This window comes from Enterococcus sp. DIV0421 (assembly GCF_051713745.1).
GTDB classification, from domain to species: domain Bacteria; phylum Bacillota; class Bacilli; order Lactobacillales; family Enterococcaceae; genus Enterococcus_D; species Enterococcus_D casseliflavus.
Window position 1 is genome coordinate 1,265,001 of the sequence record NZ_JBIOQM010000002.1, and the last position, 20,733, is coordinate 1,285,733.

General features: G+C 41.6%; 18 protein-coding genes, 1 rRNA gene and 2 pseudogenes (1 of these 21 cut by a window edge). 5 read left to right on the top strand and 16 right to left on the bottom strand.

Annotated features, from left to right (window positions below):
• The 8 genes and pseudogenes from IGI96_RS17145 to IGI96_RS17180 form a co-directional block, all read right to left on the bottom strand.
• Positions 1-1,425 (bottom strand): 16S ribosomal RNA (locus tag IGI96_RS17145) (it extends 134 nt beyond the left edge of the window).
• Between the two features lie 539 nt (positions 1,426-1,964).
• Positions 1,965-2,150: a hypothetical protein gene (locus IGI96_RS17150; protein WP_005230211.1), complete on the bottom strand. Its 186-nt coding sequence runs from the start codon at positions 2,148-2,150 to the stop codon at positions 1,965-1,967.
• Between the two features lie 139 nt (positions 2,151-2,289).
• Positions 2,290-2,811: a GNAT family N-acetyltransferase gene (locus IGI96_RS17155; RefSeq protein ID WP_016611135.1), complete on the bottom strand. Its 522-nt coding sequence runs from the start codon at positions 2,809-2,811 to the stop codon at positions 2,290-2,292.
• A gap of 75 nt (positions 2,812-2,886) precedes the next feature.
• On the bottom strand, positions 2,887-3,825 hold the full coding sequence (locus IGI96_RS17160; protein WP_270288013.1) for a dihydroorotate oxidase: 939 nt from the start codon (positions 3,823-3,825) through the stop codon (positions 2,887-2,889).
• Positions 3,826-4,036: 211 nt separating this feature from the next.
• Positions 4,037-4,581 (bottom strand): annotated as a pseudogene (locus tag IGI96_RS17165) (zinc-binding dehydrogenase); the annotation flags it as partial.
• A gap of 442 nt (positions 4,582-5,023) precedes the next feature.
• Entirely contained in the window at positions 5,024-5,341 is a 318-nt protein-coding gene (locus IGI96_RS17170; protein WP_015509816.1) for a DUF2500 domain-containing protein, read from the bottom strand.
• A gap of 756 nt (positions 5,342-6,097) precedes the next feature.
• A complete protein-coding gene (locus IGI96_RS17175) occupies positions 6,098-6,427 on the bottom strand; it encodes a metal-sulfur cluster assembly factor (protein ID WP_005231940.1) in 330 nt (109 codons plus the stop codon).
• A 74-nt stretch (positions 6,428-6,501) separates the two neighbouring features.
• Positions 6,502-7,437: a YitT family protein gene (locus tag IGI96_RS17180; protein WP_005230189.1), complete on the bottom strand. Its 936-nt coding sequence runs from the start codon at positions 7,435-7,437 to the stop codon at positions 6,502-6,504.
• A gap of 153 nt (positions 7,438-7,590) precedes the next feature.
• On the opposite strand from IGI96_RS17180, the gene IGI96_RS17185 reads away from it, so the two are divergent.
• On the top strand, positions 7,591-8,082 hold the full coding sequence (locus IGI96_RS17185) for a YajQ family cyclic di-GMP-binding protein (protein ID WP_005230187.1): 492 nt from the start codon (positions 7,591-7,593) through the stop codon (positions 8,080-8,082).
• A 91-nt stretch (positions 8,083-8,173) separates the two neighbouring features.
• On the opposite strand, the pseudogene IGI96_RS17190 reads toward IGI96_RS17185, so the two are convergent.
• From IGI96_RS17190 to IGI96_RS17200, 3 genes and pseudogenes are all read right to left on the bottom strand, one after another.
• Positions 8,174-10,668 (bottom strand): annotated as a pseudogene (locus IGI96_RS17190) (ATP-dependent DNA helicase).
• A 256-nt stretch (positions 10,669-10,924) separates the two neighbouring features.
• Positions 10,925-11,461 (bottom strand): hypothetical protein, encoded by a 537-nt coding sequence (locus IGI96_RS17195; RefSeq protein WP_016611127.1) that lies wholly within the window; start codon positions 11,459-11,461, stop codon positions 10,925-10,927.
• Positions 11,462-11,741: 280 nt separating this feature from the next.
• A complete protein-coding gene (locus tag IGI96_RS17200; RefSeq protein WP_153884065.1) occupies positions 11,742-12,155 on the bottom strand; it encodes a GNAT family N-acetyltransferase in 414 nt (137 codons plus the stop codon).
• A 98-nt stretch (positions 12,156-12,253) separates the two neighbouring features.
• Here IGI96_RS17200 and IGI96_RS17205 point away from each other — a divergent pair, with 98 nt between their 5' ends.
• From IGI96_RS17205 to IGI96_RS17215, 3 genes are all read left to right on the top strand, one after another.
• A complete protein-coding gene (locus tag IGI96_RS17205; protein WP_005230178.1) occupies positions 12,254-12,874 on the top strand; it encodes an MBL fold metallo-hydrolase in 621 nt (206 codons plus the stop codon).
• Between the two features lie 33 nt (positions 12,875-12,907).
• Positions 12,908-13,612, top strand: coding sequence for a histidine phosphatase family protein (locus IGI96_RS17210; protein ID WP_005230175.1), 705 nt, complete (start codon positions 12,908-12,910; stop codon positions 13,610-13,612).
• A 148-nt stretch (positions 13,613-13,760) separates the two neighbouring features.
• A complete protein-coding gene (locus IGI96_RS17215; RefSeq protein WP_115232404.1) occupies positions 13,761-14,594 on the top strand; it encodes an undecaprenyl-diphosphate phosphatase in 834 nt (277 codons plus the stop codon).
• Between the two features lie 76 nt (positions 14,595-14,670).
• Here the strand turns inward: IGI96_RS17215 and IGI96_RS17220 are convergent, their stop codons facing one another.
• Together IGI96_RS17220 and IGI96_RS17225 are read right to left on the bottom strand one after the other, a co-directional pair.
• Positions 14,671-15,294 carry a DUF47 domain-containing protein gene (locus tag IGI96_RS17220; protein WP_005230171.1) on the bottom strand — a complete coding sequence of 208 codons (624 nt, stop codon included), beginning with the start codon at positions 15,292-15,294 and terminating at the stop codon, positions 14,671-14,673.
• A gap of 12 nt (positions 15,295-15,306) precedes the next feature.
• Positions 15,307-16,362, bottom strand: coding sequence for an inorganic phosphate transporter (locus tag IGI96_RS17225; protein WP_005230169.1), 1,056 nt, complete (start codon positions 16,360-16,362; stop codon positions 15,307-15,309).
• 236 nt (positions 16,363-16,598) lie between these two features.
• Between IGI96_RS17225 and rpsT the strand changes: the two genes are divergently transcribed.
• Positions 16,599-16,853: a 30S ribosomal protein S20 gene (rpsT, locus tag IGI96_RS17230; protein ID WP_005230162.1), complete on the top strand. Its 255-nt coding sequence runs from the start codon at positions 16,599-16,601 to the stop codon at positions 16,851-16,853.
• A 52-nt stretch (positions 16,854-16,905) separates the two neighbouring features.
• Here the strand turns inward: rpsT and holA are convergent, their stop codons facing one another.
• Genes holA through IGI96_RS17245 form a run of 3 tightly spaced genes read right to left on the bottom strand, consistent with a single transcriptional unit; the run spans position 16,906 to position 20,669 of the window.
• A complete protein-coding gene (holA, locus tag IGI96_RS17235) occupies positions 16,906-17,925 on the bottom strand; it encodes a DNA polymerase III subunit delta (protein WP_034858605.1) in 1,020 nt (339 codons plus the stop codon).
• A 31-nt stretch (positions 17,926-17,956) separates the two neighbouring features.
• A complete protein-coding gene (locus IGI96_RS17240) occupies positions 17,957-20,200 on the bottom strand; it encodes a DNA internalization-related competence protein ComEC/Rec2 (RefSeq protein ID WP_270306501.1) in 2,244 nt (747 codons plus the stop codon).
• Positions 20,172-20,669: a ComE operon protein 2 gene (locus IGI96_RS17245; RefSeq protein ID WP_005230159.1), complete on the bottom strand. Its 498-nt coding sequence runs from the start codon at positions 20,667-20,669 to the stop codon at positions 20,172-20,174. The genes IGI96_RS17240 and IGI96_RS17245 overlap by 29 nt, the downstream gene beginning before the upstream one ends.
• Between the last annotated feature and the right edge of the window lie 64 nt (positions 20,670-20,733).

The following is a 20,733-nucleotide window of genomic DNA, read 5'->3' on the forward strand; positions in this document are numbered from 1 at the left end:
TGACGGGCGGTGTGTACAAGGCCCGGGAACGTATTCACCGCGGCGTGCTGATCCGCGATTACTAGCGATTCCGGCTTCATGTAGGCGAGTTGCAGCCTACAATCCGAACTGAGAGAAGCTTTAAGAGATTAGCTTAGCCTCGCGACTTCGCAACTCGTTGTACTTCCCATTGTAGCACGTGTGTAGCCCAGGTCATAAGGGGCATGATGATTTGACGTCATCCCCACCTTCCTCCGGTTTGTCACCGGCAGTCTCGCTAGAGTGCCCAACTAAATGATGGCAACTAACAATAAGGGTTGCGCTCGTTGCGGGACTTAACCCAACATCTCACGACACGAGCTGACGACAACCATGCACCACCTGTCACTTTGCCCCCGAAGGGGAAGCTCTATCTCTAGAGTGGTCAAAGGATGTCAAGACCTGGTAAGGTTCTTCGCGTTGCTTCGAATTAAACCACATGCTCCACCGCTTGTGCGGGCCCCCGTCAATTCCTTTGAGTTTCAACCTTGCGGTCGTACTCCCCAGGCGGAGTGCTTAATGCGTTTGCTGCAGCACTGAAGGGCGGAAACCCTCCAACACTTAGCACTCATCGTTTACGGCGTGGACTACCAGGGTATCTAATCCTGTTCGCTCCCCACGCTTTCGAGCCTCAGCGTCAGTTACAGACCAGAGAGCCGCCTTCGCCACTGGTGTTCCTCCATATATCTACGCATTTCACCGCTACACATGGAATTCCACTCTCCTCTTCTGCACTCAAGTCTCCCAGTTTCCAATGACCCTCCCCGGTTGAGCCGGGGGCTTTCACATCAGACTTAAGAAACCGCCTGCGCTCGCTTTACGCCCAATAAATCCGGACAACGCTTGCCACCTACGTATTACCGCGGCTGCTGGCACGTAGTTAGCCGTGGCTTTCTGGTTAGATACCGTCAAGGGATGAACATTTTACTCTCATCCTTGTTCTTCTCTAACAACAGAGTTTTACGATCCGAAAACCTTCTTCACTCACGCGGCGTTGCTCGGTCAGACTTTCGTCCATTGCCGAAGATTCCCTACTGCTGCCTCCCGTAGGAGTCTGGGCCGTGTCTCAGTCCCAGTGTGGCCGATCACCCTCTCAGGTCGGCTATGCATCGTTGCCTTGGTGAGCCGTTACCTCACCAACTAGCTAATGCACCGCGGGTCCATCCATCAGTGACGCAAAAGCGCCTTTCAACTTTCTTCCATGCGGAAAATAGTGTTATACGGTATTAGCACCTGTTTCCAAGTGTTATCCCCTTCTGATGGGCAGGTTACCCACGTGTTACTCACCCGTTCGCCACTCTTTTTCTTTCGGTGGAGCAAGCTCCGGTGAAAGAAAAAGCGTTCGACTTGCATGTATTAGGCACGCCGCCAGCGTTCGTCCTGAGCCAGGATCAAACTCTCATAATGATTTGTTTGAATGACCATACGGTCATTAAGCTCATAAAAATTAACTTTGCTAGCTATTGCTTGCATGTATTTGTTTCAATAAATTGAAACGTCCTACACATTGGTTCGTTTGCTTGCTTTGTTCAGTTTTCAAAGGTCTACCGTGCTGTGTTAGCAACTTTTATATCATATCAGAGTGACATTTGATTGTCAACTCTTTTTAAAAGTTTTTTTCGCTCGTTGTTTTTCAACTTCGTAGCGGCTGCCTCAGCGACTTAATTAGAATAACAAATGATTTGTTATTTGTCAACAACTTTTTTTAATTAATTTTGTTGATTTATCAACATCAATTAACTGTTTTATTATTGCGACTTCGTTATAATATCATCTGTTTTATTTTTGGTCAAGTCTTTTTTTGAAGATTTTTCAACTGTTGTTTTGACCCGCTGGCTCAATTGCCAACGTTGAATACTTTATCATTCTATGAATGAAAGAGCAAGCTTTTTTTCTGAAATTTTTCCAATTAACAAAAATAAAGAAAAAAACTACCAAAAGGTAGTTTAATCAATATCGATCGTACGGAAACGGATTTGATTTTGATCGTCTCGTTTTAAGGTTGTTTCTTCTTTCAAATAAGAGAACTTCTTCTCATCGATCGCTGGATTTTCAAGCATTTCTTCATACCCTGCAAAAATATCATGGATGTATTTTTTATAAGCTTTTTTCTTTTTGATTCTTTTCTTCATTTGGCACCGTCCTTTACGTGCTTATCTTAGCAAGCCGAAAGGATTCTGACAACCATTATCCACATTTTCATACCAAAAATTCACTTTGACACACTTTTTCCATTCTTTCGGCCAAGTGACAAGAATAGAAAAAGAATGTTTAGTTTGTGATCAAACGTTTTTGAAAAGCCAATCGCTCTCCATTCGGAAAAGGAAATGTTACCTCTCCTTTATATTGATAGCCAGCTGCTTGGATATTCTTTTGCATCCCAATATTGGCTTTATACGTATCGATACGCAAATCAACGATTCCTTGCTCTAATGCAACCACTTCAAGAGCTTGCAGCAATTTGGCACTTAACTTTTGCCCTTTAAAATGAGAACTGACAACGACGCGATGAATGGATAGATACGGACCATTTCCATCCCACCCTGCGCCGGTAATTGCGTTGTAGACAGGATCATCACCAGAAACCAGTGCCGCAGACGCTGCGATTTTCCCATCTTTCACTAACACATAGCTTTCGCCTTTTGCAATATCTTCTTTGATTTGAGTTTCTTTTGGGCCATAGCCATTTTGCCATTGTGGTGATCCTTGAGCTTTTAAAAAAGCAATTCCTTCCTCAATCAGCGCCATTAACTCCGTTAAATCGTCCTCAGTTGTTTTACGAAATTTCTCCATTTAACCCCACCTTTCTTCTATCACTTTCTTCTATAAAAAGAAACAGATGATGATAGAAAGTCGTCAATAGTCGCTTTAATCAATCGTTTTTAGTTTGCCTTGAAATTCACTGATTGATTGATATCCTTTTTCTTTCATGATCGTTTCTAATTCTTTCGTCAATCGTTCAAAGATCGCCGGCCCTTCTTTTTGCAACTCTGTGCCGATCTGCAATATAGAGGCACCACACAACAAATGCTCATACGCATCTTGACCATTACGAATCCCACCTGTACCAATAATTTTGATTTCTGGCTTGAGACGTGTATAGAAAGCCCGCACATTGGCTAATGCCGTTGGTTTCACATATTCGCCTCCGAGACCACCAAAACCACCTTTTGGTTTGATGACTACCGAGTCAGTAGCAGGATCGATGAATAAAGCATTCCCAATACTATTGATTGAATTGATGTAGGTTAACGGATACTTGTTTAATATCTTAGCCATCTCATCAAAGTGAGCCAAATCAAAGTATGGCGGCAATTTGACACCTAAAGGTTTTGTGAAAAAACCAAAGACTGTTTCAAGAATTTGATCGGTCAAAGGAAAATCATAGGCAACTTGTGGTTTTCCTGGCACGTTTGGACAAGAAAGATTCAACTCAGTGATTCCTTCAAAATCACTTTCTTGGATCTTCTTCAATAACTCAATGTTTTCAGCCACACTCATACCAGCGACAGAGAAAAAGAAAGGCACTTGCTGAGTCATTTCCTGCTGTTTTTTGATGGCATAATCTAAGTAGTAGTCCACCCCTAGATTTGGTAATCCCATCGAATTGATGCTTCCTAAGGGTAAATCGGTATAACGTGGTTCTGGATTTCCGGCACGTGCTTCTAGCGTTGCACTCTTCGTGACAAATGATCCAGCTGCTGATACCGCTAATTCATCTAATTCCTCGATCGTCATACAATGGACCCCTGAGGCGTTCATAAACGGATTTTCGTATGTATATTTCCCAAAATTCGTAGCTAACATTGATTCATTCCTCCAATCTTTTCAACTAGTTTACCGTTTCATTTCTGAAAATGCAACGGTGTCTTTGATTGGGACAGGTTTTAGAAGGAGCAACCTATTTAATCACTGTAGCAAATCAAAAAAACCATATCCATAGCAGCTTGTTAAAGCTTGCTGAATAAAAATGGTTTTTGAAAACAATCTGTTTGTGCTGTAATCAAATGTTTAGTTTTTAGAGCATGATCATGATTTTATTAAAGCTTTCACTTCTATTTACCGCTAAATCAAATGCTCTTTGAAGATATTCTAACGGAAAGCGATGGGAAATCATATGACTGGCACTCAAGCGTCCGCTTTCTAAAAAGGTGATTGAATCAAACCATTCTTTGCCTGGGAAAGGCGCAGAATAGCTATTCCAAAACCCCTTAATGGTTAATTCACTGCGAAAAATTTTTTCAAATGCCCGTTGCTTAATCAAAACATCAGAATAAGTGATCCCTTGAAATCCAATTTTCCCGCCTTTTTTTGTCACTAAGAGACATTGTTCTTCGGTTGTTTTAGTACCTGCACATTCCATTGCAATATCTACGCCTAAACCATCCGTTATCCGAGAAATCTCTTTTCAAGGTCTTGAACACTAGGATCGATCGTATCGGCGACACCTAAATCTAATGCTTGTTTCAGTTTCTCTGATTGAATATCAATGCCAATAATCGTTTTCACACCCGCAATTTTTAACCATTGGATCGTCAGCAACCCAATCGTTCCTAACCCAAAACGGCAACGACTTTGTCACTTGAAAGAGAAAATGTTTGTGAAAAACCAAGAACGATTTTTCCTTTTCGCAATTATTTCTGAAGTCACGTAAAAAACAAAAAACCTCGTAACAATGAGTCACGAGGTTTTGGTGAAGCAATCTATTCTATTTATGAGTATTTAAAAACTATCCGTAGCTCATCACTTCCGCCAATAAAACGAATGAGTGAACTAAATTAAGCCATTCCTCGCAGGAAATTTCCTTCAGTTTTGGTTTTATTTATGCGACCTCATAAGTAGAAATTCTCAAGTGTTACTCGATGATACTTGCGTTTTCCATCGAAAGCGTACAATTCAAATCATTTCAAATGATAAGACACTTGAATAGGAGTTTTTTAATTGACTGTTCAACTTTTTTTGAAATTGAAAACGAATAAACACATACTATATACATACAAATTTTTTACCTATCAAGTGAATTAAACCTTTTTCTTTGATACCTCAACACTCCAGTATCTCCGATGACATATAATTTGTATTTTCCATACCCTACTTTAAATTCTAATCTTTCGCCACTTGCGATTTCAAATAAAAGATAATAGGTAATGGATTGATTCGTAAAGCCGTTTGCAGCAATATTCGTGCTACTAGTCATTCGTTTGTCTACTAGCGTGGCAAGTACTGCCACTTCTGGCGTAGATTGATCCTTTAAGAATTCGACAATATGATATAAGATAACTGCGACGAAAATAAAAGCAAATAAAGTAAATAGAAAATCCACAAAACACACTCCTTTTTGTTTTTATGATCAAGGGAATCAACCAAATCATTTTTACAACTTAACTATAATTATACATTAATTCAATTAATTAATCTCGAATCTCTAATAAAAATATGTAACTCGCTAAATGATTGACCGAAACTGTAGTTTGGCTATCGTTTTCCTATATGTATGGTTGCATAGAACACATTTGTATATTTGTTAACCAAGAGTCAGTTGATAGGATGAAATCACATGACCTTTGAAAAAACATTCCTAGAATCATCCTTCTTCATTCTACATTGACTTCTTAAGGAAAATTCATCGTATCCCAAAGTCTCTGACTAAATTCAGTAACGTTTATTTAGACATGTTTTCTGGGATGCACCTTAAGGTTATCAATGTGGATGAATAAGAATTTATTCTGTGCTCTTTTTTTGTCAAAATGATCGAAGGTTTATAGAAAGTATTACTATTTCGGCAAAGTTAAATACTAACTCACTTTGAGTTGTCATATGAATGGAAAATATGTTGAGCTTTCAGGTTTAAAAATATATGATTTTCTTTAATGCTTTTAGTAAAAAAGTATAACTTTTTCACCAAGTAACTGTTTATTTAAGAAAGTATTCTATAAAAAAACTCTTCTACCAACTTTTTCAAAGTTAATAAAAGAGTTCTGTGTTTATATCCTCATTTTGCCAACTGTCCGACACCTAAGAAAACAGCTTGTTCCATCTAGTTAACAAATATGAAACAACTTTCTATGATTGAAAATCCTTAACGAATCCCCAAAGCAATCCGTGCGTAACGACTCATTTTATCGGTCGTCCAAGCGGGATACCAGACTAATTTTACCTCTGGATTTTTGACTTCTGGAATATCGCTTAGTGCTTCGTGTATCGATTCAGTCAATACGTCGGCTAAGGGACAGCCCATTGTTGTTAAGGTCATTTTGATTACGGTATTGCCTGTTTCTGCATCAAATTCGACTTCATAAACTAAGCCTAGATTCACTATATCAATCCCCAACTCAGGGTCAATCACGGTTTCCAAGGCAGCCAAGACACGCTCTTTGATTGCTTCTGCTTCTACTTCAGTATATGCCACGGTTGAAGACCTCCTTTAATTCTTGTTTCAAATAATACCTTCTTTTGCAAGATTTGTAAATGGACGATCCTTGATTATGGCCGGCTTTTCTTGTGTATTTTCAGTTCTGGGAAGACCCCTGTCGTTTTAAAGGTCCGTTGTTCATCATCTGTCGCAAAACGGCCTGTAATCGATTGGGTCGGCACAAAATTAATAAACGCATTGCCGTCAGCTTCTAAAACGGCTTGTTCTAAATCGTAGATCTCGTAGCGCGTCACGACCATCATGATCATATTGCCAGGTACGCCTGAATACCCTCCGACTGAGGGGAACAAAGTCATGCCGCGAAACACATGCTTAGAAATATTTTTCCCAACAGCTTCCGCATTGGTCGTAATAATCATTGCCGTTACCTTTTGATGACTTGTGTGCAGCATGTCCACAACGTAGCTCATCGCGAAAATCGAAATGATCGTGTACAAGGCACTTTCCCAAGAAAAGACGAAACCTGAGACCATGACAATGATGCCGTTTAAAATAAACATATATTTACCGACTGTTTTTCCAGTCGTTTTTGATAATATCAACGAAAGGATATCCATTCCGCCGGTGGTAAAACCCATTTTCAGTGAAAACGCAACGCCGACGCCCAACAGTACGCCACCTAGCAAAGCGTTAACCAAAATATTGTCAGTGATCGCTCCTTGCGGAAGGATCATCGTTAAGACGGAAACGACAACGACATTGATAAAGCTCAATAGTGTCGATGATTTCCCGAGTTTGATGAACCCGAGAACAAAGATAGGCAAGTTTAAGAGGAAAATAAACAGCCCTGTACTAAGGTGAACGCCAAAATGTTCCAAGGCAAGTGCCACGATCAATTGGGCGACCCCGTTCATCCCAGCAGAAAGAACGTTTGCGGGAATCAAAAAGAAATTTAAAGCAATGGCTGCAGTAATACCTGACAGCAAAATAACCCCTATTTTTTTCAATCGTTCTGATTGTTCGTGCTTCGTTAATAACTTACTCACAATGATCTAGCTCCTTCACTAAAAATCTCCTTCCAAAGAATAGCAGTTTGTGTGAAAAAATGAAACAATTATTTGCAAAAATTTACTTTTCATTCCCGCATCGTTCGCCTCCATGTTAAAATCATAGGTAAGAGATGAGAGGAGTGATTGATTTTGGCAAAAGAAGCAAGTTTTGATGTCGTATCTGAGATCAACACAGAAGAAGTGAAAAACGCCATTCAACAGGCGGAAAAAGAATTGAAAAACCGATTTGATTTTAAAGGCTCCACGGTAGAAATCAAGATGACTGAGGGCAAACTGACGATCGTTGGAGATGACGAATTTAAGTTGGAGCAAATCAAAGATGTGCTCTTTGCGAAGCTGATCAAACGGAATGTACCAACGAAAAATATTCAATTTGGCGAAACGGAGCATGCCTTGGGGGCAAAAGCTCGTCAAACGGCAGAATTGATCAATGGCATCGATAAAGAAAACGCCAAAAAAATAACGACAGCGATCAAAAACGCCAAGCTAAAAGTTAAAACCCAAATTCAAGACAATCAAATTCGGGTAACAGGCAAAAGTCGTGACGATCTGCAAGAGGTGATCCAATTGTTGCGTAAACTGCCCCTGACGATCGATTTACAATTTACAAATTATCGCTAATCAAAAAAACTAGAACAGAGTCTAACGTGATGGTTAGGCAAAATCAGCTTTATCTACTGATTTTGCGCAACCGCTCTTGAAAGCTCTGCTTCTAGTTTTTTTCTTGCCAAAAATGAGTCAATGCCTTTGATAACTCTTGCGGCCGACGAATCTGCAAGGCATGCTGCCAATGTAGTGGGAAAAGTTCTTGGTAACGCGGTGTCCGAAAGCGCTGATCCAGCAATAACACCACGCCACGATCGCTGACATCCCGAATCACTCGACCGGCTGCTTGCAGGACTTTATTCATCCCTGGCAGCTGATAGGCATACGCAAAGCCAGCGGCCTTTTTCTCATCGTAATATTCCCGAATCAATTCTTGCTCGTGATTGATTTGCGGCAGTCCGACTCCTACCACTGCTGCACCGATCAAGCGATCGCCTTTTAGGTCGATCCCTTCAGAAAAAATTCCTCCAAGGACACAAAATGCCACCAAAGTTTTTGGTTGACTCTTTGGTTCGTCTTGACTTTTATCCAGCAAGGATGATTGTTGCGAGTCAAAAGATTGAAACTGCGCAAGAAACGCCTCGCGCTCTGCTTCGTTCATAGCAGTCCCCTGAATCAAGACCTCCACCTCTGGCGCCTGTTGAGAAAATGCTGCCGCCACATCATCCAAGTAACGATAAGATGGGAAAAAGACCATATAGTTTCCCGCTTTCGCTGCCGTCATTTGCTGGATCGCATCAACGATCGCAGGAATGCTGGCTTCACGTTGGCGATACGTCGTTTGAATATAGTCCGCAATAAAAATCCCCTGATTTTTCGGATCAAAAGGACTTGGCAAGCGATAGCGCAAAGCTTCATCGCCGCCACCTAATACTTCTTGATAATACGACAAAGGGGTAAAGCTCGCAGAAAACAACAGGCTGGCCTTGCCCTTATCTAACACGGATTCCAAAAACGGCGCTGGTTCGATGCAAAATTGCCGTAGTTTGATATCATAGCGGTCGATCTCCACCGTCGTTTCGTAGTGATCATCATAAAATTCACTGATCTTCAAATAATGGTTGGCTTCAAAATACACTTGCAGCACTTCTTCTTGCAATTCATGCTCAGGATTTGCCGGCAACCATTCCTTCATCAATTCAGCTAATTTGTATAGCTGATTGACCATTGTTTCATGGGGAGCTGCTTGATGGTGGTATGACCATCCTTCCTCTTTTGCTAATTGGGCTAAAGCCGCAAATTCTTTATCAACTCTGTTTAGTGCGCGTTTTAATTTCTGTTGATCCTTCGGCAGCTTCTTCTTTAATTCCTTAAATGGCTGACGGGAGATCGTTGCGGAATACATTTCTTTCGAACGGTTAACTAAGTTATGGGCTTCATCCACTAAAAAGAAATACTCTTCGTCTGGCTCTTCAAAAAATCTCCGTAAATAAACGGTTGGATCAAACAAATAATTATAATCACCAATAATGACATCGCAAAAGACACTGACATCCAGTGAAAGCTCAAAGGGACAAACCGTATGCTTCATTCCATAAGTCTCGATCACTTCTCGAGTTATTTGGTTTTCGTGATGCAACAGATCCCACAAAGCTTCGTTGATTCGATTGTAATAACCTTGTGCATAAGGACAATGCTCTGGCGTACAGTTTCTTTCATCCAGAAAGCAAATTTTATCTTTGGCAGTGATCGTGACACTCTTGGTTTCACTACCGTTGTCTGCTAACTTGCTCAACGCATCTTCAGCCACTTGTCTGGTGATCGTCTTCGCCGTCAGATAAAAGACCCGATCTGCCCCTTCTTCCCCGAGAACTTTTAATGCGGGAAACAGCGTTGACATGGTTTTTCCAGTTCCCGTTGGCGCTTCCGCAAAAAGTCGCTTGTCATTTTTTAGTGTTTTATACGCCGCTGCTGCTAACTCTCGCTGCCCTTTGCGAAAGGTTTCAAAGGGAAAAGACAGCAGCTGCAAAGACGTATTGCGGACACGGCGCCAATTCTCTTGAAAAACTAACCATTTATGATATTCCTGAAGTAATTCTTCATAAAAAACAGCTAATTCTGAGAACTGAAATGTTCTTCTCGTACGGGTGGTCAGCTTTTCAGTGGTTTGATAATAAGTCAATTGTACGGCGATCCGATCGATGGGTCTCCTCGCGGATCATTTTCTCCATCAGCAGTAGCTTCTGCTTCTGGTTTCTCTTGTTTCTCACTGTCATTAAGCGCTGCTTGTTCATTTTCTTGTAGTAAAAACAAATAAGCATAAACCATTCCCTGGGCAAAAAACAAATCGATTTGATCTTCAGGGATATCTTCGAAAGCTGGTTCTGAAGTTTTGATCTCATCGATCACCCAAGAATTAACAGCTGCATCAAAAAAGAGACCATCGGCACGTCCTTCGACAGTGATCGAATCTTTCTCAATTTGGCTTTCTCGTTTGAAAAAGACTTCTTTTTGATACGCATCCCCAGCCTCTTTTTGTAGTTGGCGATGGATACGGGCGCCTTCTTGTGCGGTATGATTACTGACTTTGCGGCTATCAATATCGCCTCTGCGCAAAATAAATTCTACGATTTTTCTAACCGCAACTTTTCCTTTATACACGTGTTCACCTTCTCGTTTGCCATTATAGCGGATAGATCACTTTTGGAAAAGCGAACAGAAACAGCTTTTCATCCTCTGCGGAGAGTATCCTATCCAAACAGGTTTGATCTCTAAAAAAATCACTTGCGGCAAAATGCCTTCTCATCAGGTAATCAACGCCATTTCCACTGCCAGAAAATGGGTTTGACGAAAGGTTACCAAAAAAAACTACTCTACTCACCTAAGCAAGTAAAGCAGGAATATTTTTTAAGAAAATTTATTGATCGACCTGAATGTCATAGCTAACGCCATTTTGATCATAGGCCTTCTGATTATTGGGATCTAAGGTGAACTCAAAGGTTCGCCCATCTGCCATGATCGTCAAACGTTTTCCTTCGACGATGTATGAGGCATCTTGATAGGTGATCTCATAAATTTGATAAGGATCGTTGGACAACTGTACCTCTGAATGGGAAAAATGGCGCTGAAAATCACTTTCGATTTGTCCTTTATACAAGGCAACATCACTAGAGCTGGCTGAACTATCTTCTAAGTCTGCCATCGGCAAATACTGCTTAACGATCGTCAACTCATTCTCATGGAAATCATAAACCCCTTGGCTTTGCGGAAAGATGACACTCTCATCTTGGATCAACATCAAATCAAGGTCGCCATTTTCAACCGCTTTTGAGGCGGAAGTAACGGTTTCAGAAACTTCTTTCGAATCATCGATGGATAGCTCTTCCTCACCACAGCTCGCTAAAAGAAGCACAGCAAAGCATACAGTGAAAAAGAATTGGAGCGATTTTTTCATAAAAAACACCTTCTTACAAAAAGTTGATGTATACCAATCAAAACGAACACAAGGTCCTGAACACTTACTTTCCCCGAACTTAGTCACGACGAATGTTTCTGCTGCAGGAAAAAATTAGACCAGTTTCAAACGAAACACGCACTTTCTTATTTTAATTAGTATAACAGCAGTTTTTTGCTAATGCGGTTTCTTAGAAAAATTTTCGAATTCCCACAATAATTCTGAGCTTTTCTCTCATCAAACTATTGGTTAGCCTTATCACCTGCCTGCCATAGGGTGGTCACAGCATCTTCACGAAATAAAGCCTATCCGTGCCAAGTACAGGCGTGTCAGAAAGCACAGCAAATTGTTCGAAGCCGACTGCTTGATAGAACTGTGGCGCTTGGTAGTCTTGGGTGGTAACTGTCACGGAACGACACCCCGCTTTTTTACCGTGATCGAAAAGTGCTGCCATCAATTGTTTCCCCACCCCTTGATTCTGATGGTTTGGATCAACTGCAAACAATTGAATATGAATCGTATTACCTGTCCGTTTCCCAATCAACCCACCAAGTTGATCGTGATTGTCAAAAAATGCAAATGAAAGCTGCTCTTGATCGGAAAAGGCACTCACTGCCTCTGTTTTTTTCGTTGAATAATTGAGCCATTGACAGATCGCCTGACGATTGTCTTCTGTGTTAATCGTTTCTATCATTAATTTTTCACTCCTAAAAACCTTTCTTTGTTTCCTCTTATACTTTAAGCTATACTTATAGTCAGACACAAGTATTTGTGATCCTAGGAGGTTTTAGCATGAAAATCATTGGTTTAGTGACAGGACCCGTTCAAGAAAATTGTTACCTTATTTGGAAAGAAGATTTTTTGTTGATTATTGATCCTGGAGCAGAAGCAGCGAGATTGATCGCTGAGATCGAAAAAACAGGCGCAAAACCAGCAGCGATTTTATTGACCCACACTCATTATGACCATATCGGCGCAGTTGACCATTTGCGGGATTATTATCAGATCCCCGTTTACGTTAGTCCACTTGAGCAAGAATGGCTAAGTGATCCTATGAAAAACCTTTCTGGTCGTCATCCTGAATTAGGAACCATCACCGCACGTCCAGCAGAATTCGAGCTAGAATTGAAAGAGTACGAGATAGCTGGCATGTCCTTTAAGGTTGTTGCAACCCCAGGTCATTCCATCGGCAGCGTCAGTTTTATTTTTGACAAGTTTGTCGTTTCTGGAGACGCCTTATTTAAAGGCAGCATCGGTCGGACCGATCTACCAACTGGCAACCTTGAGCAATTGCTGACCAGCATCCAAACGCAACTTTTTGTTTTACCGAATCAGATGGCCGTTTATCCTGGCCACGGGGAACCAACAACAATCGAGATTGAGAAACGGACCAATCCGTTTTTTAACGCATAAACGAATTACGAACCAAAGGAGGAATTACTACTTATGGCAAAAACGGAATTGTATGTCGTGCGTCACGGGAAAACCATGTTCAACACATTGCAGCGTGTGCAAGGCTGGTGCGACACCCCATTGACTCGTACTGGTGAACAAGGCATCCATTATTTAGGACTCGGGTTACGAGATGTGGATTTTGTGGAAGCAGTATCCAGTGACAGCGGCCGCGCGATCGAAACGATGCGTCTGATACTGGGTGAACATGTCAGAGGACCAGAGATCCCTTATCATATCGACAAACGGATTCGTGAATGGTGCTTTGGCTCACTTGAAGGTGCCTATGATGCAGAAATGTGGGGCGTTCTGCCACGGATTCTTGACTTTCCTGATTACGATGATATGATTGCCAATCATGTCTCGTTTGAGGCGATCGCCAATGCGATCTACCACGCAGATACAGCCAATTGGGCGGAAACCTTTGATGTGTTGACCGAACGTGTCAAAACAGGGTTTGAAGATATCGCCTACCGCGTTGAGAAAAAAGGCGGCGGCAATGCGCTAGTTGTGTCTCACGGCTTAACGATCGCTTTTCTTTTGCATCTGATCAATGATGAGAACAATGTTCGCATGGATATTGAAAATGGCTCGGTCACTCGACTGATCTACGAAGATGGCAGCTTTACGATTGCTGAAGTGGGCAATACCGATTACATCAAAAAAGGCTTAGCACTCTCTCAAGAACTTTTATCCTAAGAGAAACCTTTGGCAGTTGATCAATTTCTTTAAGAAAGGAGCAGTTTTTGTTTTAAAAACTGCCCCCTTTTTTTAGGAAAAAGATTGGTATTCGAATCAGGAAACGGTATACTAAGAGTTGTATTTTGTCATAGAAAGGACTGAACCAATGTTTTTTACAAATTTCATAAAAGCGATTTTATTTGGGATCATTGAAGGGATCACGGAATGGCTGCCAATCAGCAGCACGGGTCACTTGATTCTAGCCGACGAATTTATCGGATTGAATGTAACTCCCGAGTTTATGACGATGTTCAATGTTGTCATACAACTGGGTGCGATTTTAGCAGTCGTCTACTTATATTTCCATAAACTAAACCCTTTTTCACCGCAGAAAAATGAGTTAGAGAAAAAAGATACATGGACGTTATGGTTTAAAGTCGTCGTGGCGGTCTTGCCATCGGTTATTATCGGATTACCGTTAGATGATTGGTTAGATGCGCACTTCTACAACTTTTTCTCCGTTTCGATCGTCTTGATCGTTTATGGGATCGGCTTTATCGTGGTAGAAAAACGCAACAAAAATAAAGCACCAAAATGTACCGATTTGAACAAGTTCACCTACAAAGCGGCATTGATCGTAGGAATGTTCCAAGTATTGGCATTGATCCCAGGAACTTCTCGTTCTGGTGCTACTATCTTAGGTGCTATCATGATCGGCGCTTCTCGTTATGTTGCTGCTGAATTTTCATTTTTCTTAGGTATTCCCACCATGTTTGGTGCCAGTGCCTGGAAAATCTTCAAGTTTTTGAAAGATGGCAATGCCTTTGATTTCCAAGGAACCGTCATCTTATTGACAGGAACCATCGTGTCATTCATCGTTTCGATCATCGCGATCCGTTTCTTGATGAACTACATCAAACGGAATGATTTTACCGTATTTGGATGGTATCGCATCGTTTTAGGAATCATTTTGATCGGCTATTGGCTGATCCAATTATAAGCAAAAAGAGCAACTCTTGGGCAGATAACTGCCGCAATAGTTGCTCTTTTTTTTCGTTTGAATGCTCTCTAGTTCCTCACGTGTTTTTGATCACCATACCATCAATGATATCAACCGCACTTTCGGTGTCGTTGATAATCGATTCAAAGCGATCATAAATATCTTTCCATTTAATGATTTCCAGCACTTCTTTTTCATCCGTAAACAACGCTTTTTTCATTTTTGAATACAAAAGATCTGCTTCTGATTCAATCGTATTTACATCGTTGATCATTTGACGCAATGTTTTTGAATTTTTGAACTTCGGAAACTCTTTTAATGCTGTTTCGACCCCCTGTGTCGCTTGAACGATCATTTCAGCAAATAAGTTCGTCTCGGGGCGGATCTTCGTAATGACCAAATTCTCAAATAAATAAGTCAATCCCATAATGCCATCCAAAATATCATCTAAGCGCTCAGAGATGACCAGGATGTCTTCGCGATCGATCGGTGTGATAAATGAGTCGTACAACTCATTCGTTAGCTCAGCGATCACCTGATCGCCTTCCTTTTCTAATCCATGAATCTCAGCTGCCGCTTCACTTAACGCTGTTTCAGAGTAATCATTGATCAACAGCGAAAAACGTTTCGCAGCTAGATGGCCATTTGTTGCCAACTGCTCCATTGCCGCAAAATAATCAAATCCTTTTTTTCGTGCCATTACTTTCTCTCCTCACAAAATTAGCAATAAAATTTTCACCATTAGAAACGCAATCAACCCACAACCAGGAAACGTTAAAATCCAAGCATAGATCATTTCTTTCACGATGCGCCAATCAACGCTAGAAAAACGTCGAGAAGCCCCTACCCCCATGATGGCAGTCGTTTTTGTATGGGTCGTTGAAACTGGGATACCAAATACGGAAGACAAGAACAAACAGATCGCAGCGGTAACATCTGCAGAAAAGCCCTGGTATTTTTCCAGTTTTACCATATCCATCCCTACTGATTTGATGATTTTCATCCCACCGACAGAAGTACCGATCCCCATGGTCAAGGAACAAAGAACCATCACCCAGAGTGGGATCGAAAAGCCATTGCCGGTCTTTTCAGCAAGATTGTTGTAGAAAAGCCCTAACATGAAGACACCCATAAATTTTTGGCCATCTTGTGCACCATGTAAGAACGCATTGGCACCAGCCGCAATGGCTTGACCAACTGTAAAAATTTTGTTGGCTTTTCGCCGTTGGGTATCGCGAAAGAGCCATACGATCAGTTTCGTGATCAGAAAGCCACCAATGAAACCCATCAACGTAGAAACGACAAGACCGATCAAAACTTTCAGCCACTCCTCGCCATTGACTGCATGTAACCCACCAAGGGCCATGGCTGCACCAGTCAGTCCTGCGATCAACGCGTGGGATTCACTGGTTGGGATCCCAAAATACCAAGCTGCGACCGTCCAAACAACAATTGAAAACAAGGCAGCGGCCAATGCGATCTGTGAGACTCGAAAACTCCCGCCTGAATCAAAAGTCACAATGTTGCTGATGGTTTCTGCAACTTGTGCATTAAAATACGTCATCACTAGCACACCTAAGAAATTCATGACGACTGCCATGCCAATGGCGATATTCGGGCGTAAGACTCTCGTGGAGACAGCGGTTGCAATAGCATTCGGCGCATCCGTCCAGCCGTTGACGAAAATCACCCCTAATGACAACACAATCGTTAGAAACAAAGCGATATTCACATAGATTCCCCCATTTAAAAATTCCGAAGTAATCATAGCATAGAAAGCTGTTTCTGTGTAAACTTTTTATAACTATTCAGTAAAAAATGTGTAAAGAAGCATTTTTAAAATCCATAAAGCAAAAAATAGCACGGCCAAAAAACAAATTTTTGTGTTAAGTAAAATTTCTTTACAACTTTTATTGCAATCACTCTTGGCATTAGGTATAATGACTAGTGTTGATTTATACGTTTTCTAAACGTAATTGAACTTTTTTTTCGGAGGTGAAATACATGCCAAACATTGAATCTGCAATCAAACGTGTTCGCACAAGCGAAGCGGCTAATGCTAAGAATTCATCTCAAGTAAGCACAATGCGTACAGCAATCAAAAAATTTGATCAAGCTGTTGAAGCTGGTGCTGATAACGTAGATGCGTTATATAAAGATGCTGTTAAAGCAATCGATATGGCTGAGACTAAAGGATTGATCCACAAGAACAAAGCTAGTCGCGACAAATCTCGTTTAAGTAAAAAAATTGCAAAATAAGCAAATTAAGAAAGGCGCAGCAATCATCGATTGCTGCGCCTTTCTTTTTGTCTTACTGTTTGCCATGTTTTAAAACAAATAGCTGGAACAAATACTCTTTGTCCATCTGACCACTTTTCACTAAGTAATCATTTTCGATCAATTCACTATATAGTGCCGCTAATTGCTTTTCTCCAAACCCCCGAGCTTGCTGCATCGCTAACTTCACTCGGTACGGATGAATCCCCAACGTTTCTGCGATATTGGCTTGCTGGTAGCCAATTTTCATCAAAATCGCCGCCTGTAACAGCAGACGGACTTGGCTGATCAAGATAGCATTGATCTTGATCGTCTCTTCCCCTTGCAATAATAGATCGTCATACAAGCGCAACGCATCCGATACGTTCCCCTTTAAGACATCGCTGGTTAATTCAAAGACATTGTGTTCCAACGTCTTAGGGATCAACTGCAAGACGATCTCTTTCGTAATTTTATTGCCATTTCCTGCATACAGCCGTAGTTTCTGTAACTCCTGCATCGCTTTTGATAGGTGCAGATCCGTTAACCGTAAAAACAAATCAAACGCCTCTCGGCTCATTTCGATGCCATCATTGGCCAACGACTGTTGGAGATACTGACGCACGTCGGCTTCTTTCATAGGTGCGACATCAATCACAACTGCGGCTTTCTTCAACTGCTTAGTAATTTTTTTCCGTTCATCTAATTTATCGACATCTGCAAAAATCACCATTACCGATGATTCCAATGGGTCTTTGATATAATTCAAAAAATCATCTAGGTCATGCTCAGGTGCATTGCTCTTTTTGTCAGCCGTTAAGAAAAATGGCCGCTCAACGAACAGTAATCGCTGATCGCCAAAAAAAGGCAACGATTGGGCTTCTTGGATCACCATATCAAGGGGATCTTTCTCCATGTCAAAGGAAGCAAAATTCAGATCATCTTTCCCAACGGAAAAACGCTCCAAAAAGGCCGTGCGAACTTGCTCTTGTAAAAACATTTCACTGCCGATGACCAGATAAATCGATTGCAACTCCTTGGTTCGAATTGCTTGCAACGCTTTTTGTAATTCCATCGTTCCCCCCGCTTTCATTCTTATCCTACCATTAGTCAATCGGATAGTCTAGCAGCGTTTTTATCAAAAATGATTGTTGTTTTTCAGACCAAATAAATTGGATCATGCCCTGCTGATCGGTTCGCAAAACGGTCTGATTTGCCAATGTTTCAAGCACCTCTTCATGAGGATGCCCGTACCGATTGTTCCGTCCACTTGAAACGATCCCGAATTGGGGATCGATTGCCGCAACAAACTCAGGTGCCGTCGAGGTGCGACTGCCATGATGCCCTAGTTTCAAAACATCAACTTTTAAATTCGGATAATCATGAATCAACTTTTTTTCCCCTGCTTGTTCGAGATCGCCAGTAAACAAAAATGTTTTATCCCCTACCTTGGTTTTAATCACCATCGAATCTTCGTTTTGTCCTGCACCTGATTCTGGTGCCAATACTTGCAACTGAAGGAAATCACCCACCACTTGGCCAACCGTCGTCCAAACAACGCTTGTCTGATTAGGCAGTTCGTTTAAAAGCTTGGCGATGCGGTGATCTTGTTCACTTCCTGGTACAAGATATAACGTTTCAACAGGGATCGCCTTCATCAATGCTAGCGCATCTCCCATATGGTCCGTGTCCCCGTGAGTTAGAAACAAACCAGTAATCTTCCTGACTCCCTCCCCTTTCAAAAAAGGAATCAATGTAGATTCCGCGGCAGCTTGTCGTTTGCGCTCTTGCCAGTTTTCTTTCGGAAAAGATAGAGAACCTCCAGTATCGATCACATAAACTTCGCGATTTTTTTCTGCCTGTAAAACGATACTATCGCCTTGACCAACGTCGACATAACTAATGGTGGGTAAAACGTGATTCTGTTGAAAGACGATTGGTACAACAAGCGAAAAACAGATCACCAACAGCCACCGTTTCTTTTGGTAACAGAGCAGGCCAAGCAAACAACAACTAGCTGCCAATCCTGCAGGAAGGGCACCCACCGTTATCGATACGCCTCCTACAGCGCCCACGGCAACTTCCATAAGTAATAAAAGCTCTTCAAAAAGGGCAATCAGCCCACTGATTGTTGGGAAAAGCGTCCCAGCAATGAACATTAAGAAACAGGCTGGCAGCAAAACCAATTGAAAAAACGGTAAAAAGACAAACGTCAAAAAGCCCCCAAATAATGGAAATTCATAAAAGAGCGAGACAATGACAGGCGCAGCCAACACCGTGAGGAACTGACTGCGCCAAAACCACGTCAATTTGATCGGTCGCTGCATCACTATCAGGAAGGTCATCAAAAGACTTAGTTGCCCCGATGTTTGAAGCAATACTTTGGGATCAACGAATAAAAGAGCCGTTAAGACGATCCCATAATGATCACTTGCGGATAGCCGTTGTTGATAAAGAGTGGTCACTTGAGTAACCGACAATGCCAAGACAGCACGCCAGACACTAATGCCGCCGCCACAAATCCCAATTACGACCAAGAAAAAGACCCCCATTGGCAACAGCATTTCTTTTTGCGTAAACCCCAATCGGCAGAAGCATCCGCGAAACCACTTGAAAAATAAGACGACATGCATTCCTGAGATCGTAAAGAAATGCAATAAGCCACTAGCACGATACATTTGACGTACTTCTTGAAAGTCATGGTCTTTAAAACCAAAGAGCAACGCATTGATATAGGCTGCTGAGCGTTCAGGAAAGATTCGTTGCACAGAAGAAATAACCTCTGCTCGAATTTTTGCAAGCGAAAAGCCTGAGTCTGCTGCTTCCATTCCTACAACTTGCTCGATATGGACTGTGCCAATTATTGATCGACTGGCTAGATAGGCAGAATAGTCAAACCCGTGGCGGTTTCGTGGTTTTTCAGGAAGAGAGAAAAATCCTTTCACCAGCAGCTTTCTTCCCCAATCGGATCGATCCTGCCATTGCTGTTTTTCAGTCTCTGAAGAAATCGTGTAACGACCAATCACTTTACCTGTGGAAGATTTTGCTTCAAACGTAAGCAGATCGCCATTGATTTTGATCGTGTCTGGCAACACATTGACTACCCCTTCATACTCACCTTCTTGTATGTTTCCAGTCCGAGAAAGACAGACGCGGACACTTAACAGCAACAGTCCGACAAAACAAATCATGCACAAAAATGCTTGTCGTCTTAAGACAAGCATCCCAAAATAATAAAGTGCAATGAGTCCCAGTAAGATGGACTGCACATAGTAAGCAGTCACCGAACAAGCAAAAATAATACTAAGAAATAAAAATGAATCAGTTCTCTTTTGTTGGTTGTGCATCATTCAGCACACCAAATGAAAGTTTTTCAAAATACACCGGATCAAGTTCAACTTGGTGGACGGAAGCACCTACTTGTTGAATCAATTCCATTGCATACTGATTGTTACGATAGTCATTCAAATAATGGATCGTTTTGACCCCTGCTTGCAAAATTGCTTTCGTACAGGGAAGGCAAGGGAAATGCGTCACATAGATTTCCGCATTGTCTGTTGACACCCCTAATTTTGCACATTGCAATAAGGCATTCATTTCTGCATGAATCGTCCGAATACAATGGTCATCGACAACATAACAGCCATCGTCGATGCAGTGTACATCGCCACTGACTGACCCATTGTAGCCTCCAGCGATGATTCGGCGATCTTTGACTAATGTAGCGCCGACTTCAAGTCGGGAACACGTACTGCGTAAAGAAAGTAAAACAGCTTGCGCCATAAAATACTGGTCCCAAGGGATTCTCGTATTGCTCATTCATTTGCTCCTTTGCGATTGATTAGTTCTATTCTAATCGAATTTCTTGAATTTTCAACCGTCA

Coding starts and splice junctions, on each gene's coding strand:
- IGI96_RS17150 (WP_005230211.1), bottom strand. CDS start 2,150: ATGAAGAAAAGAATCAAAAAGAAAAAAGCTTATAAAAAATACATCCAT.
- IGI96_RS17155 (WP_016611135.1), bottom strand. CDS start 2,811: ATGGAGAAATTTCGTAAAACAACTGAGGACGATTTAACGGAGTTAATG.
- IGI96_RS17160 (WP_270288013.1), bottom strand. CDS start 3,825: ATGTTAGCTACGAATTTTGGGAAATATACATACGAAAATCCGTTTATG.
- IGI96_RS17195 (WP_016611127.1), bottom strand. CDS start 11,461: ATGAAAAAATCGCTCCAATTCTTTTTCACTGTATGCTTTGCTGTGCTT.
- IGI96_RS17200 (WP_153884065.1), bottom strand. CDS start 12,155: ATGATAGAAACGATTAACACAGAAGACAATCGTCAGGCGATCTGTCAA.
- IGI96_RS17205 (WP_005230178.1), top strand. CDS start 12,254: ATGAAAATCATTGGTTTAGTGACAGGACCCGTTCAAGAAAATTGTTAC.
- IGI96_RS17210 (WP_005230175.1), top strand. CDS start 12,908: ATGGCAAAAACGGAATTGTATGTCGTGCGTCACGGGAAAACCATGTTC.
- IGI96_RS17215 (WP_115232404.1), top strand. CDS start 13,761: ATGTTTTTTACAAATTTCATAAAAGCGATTTTATTTGGGATCATTGAA.
- IGI96_RS17220 (WP_005230171.1), bottom strand. CDS start 15,294: ATGGCACGAAAAAAAGGATTTGATTATTTTGCGGCAATGGAGCAGTTG.
- IGI96_RS17225 (WP_005230169.1), bottom strand. CDS start 16,362: ATGATTACTTCGGAATTTTTAAATGGGGGAATCTATGTGAATATCGCT.
- rpsT (WP_005230162.1), top strand. CDS start 16,599: ATGCCAAACATTGAATCTGCAATCAAACGTGTTCGCACAAGCGAAGCG.
- holA (WP_034858605.1), bottom strand. CDS start 17,925: ATGGAATTACAAAAAGCGTTGCAAGCAATTCGAACCAAGGAGTTGCAA.
- IGI96_RS17240 (WP_270306501.1), bottom strand. CDS start 20,200: ATGATGCACAACCAACAAAAGAGAACTGATTCATTTTTATTTCTTAGT.
- IGI96_RS17245 (WP_005230159.1), bottom strand. CDS start 20,669: ATGAGCAATACGAGAATCCCTTGGGACCAGTATTTTATGGCGCAAGCT.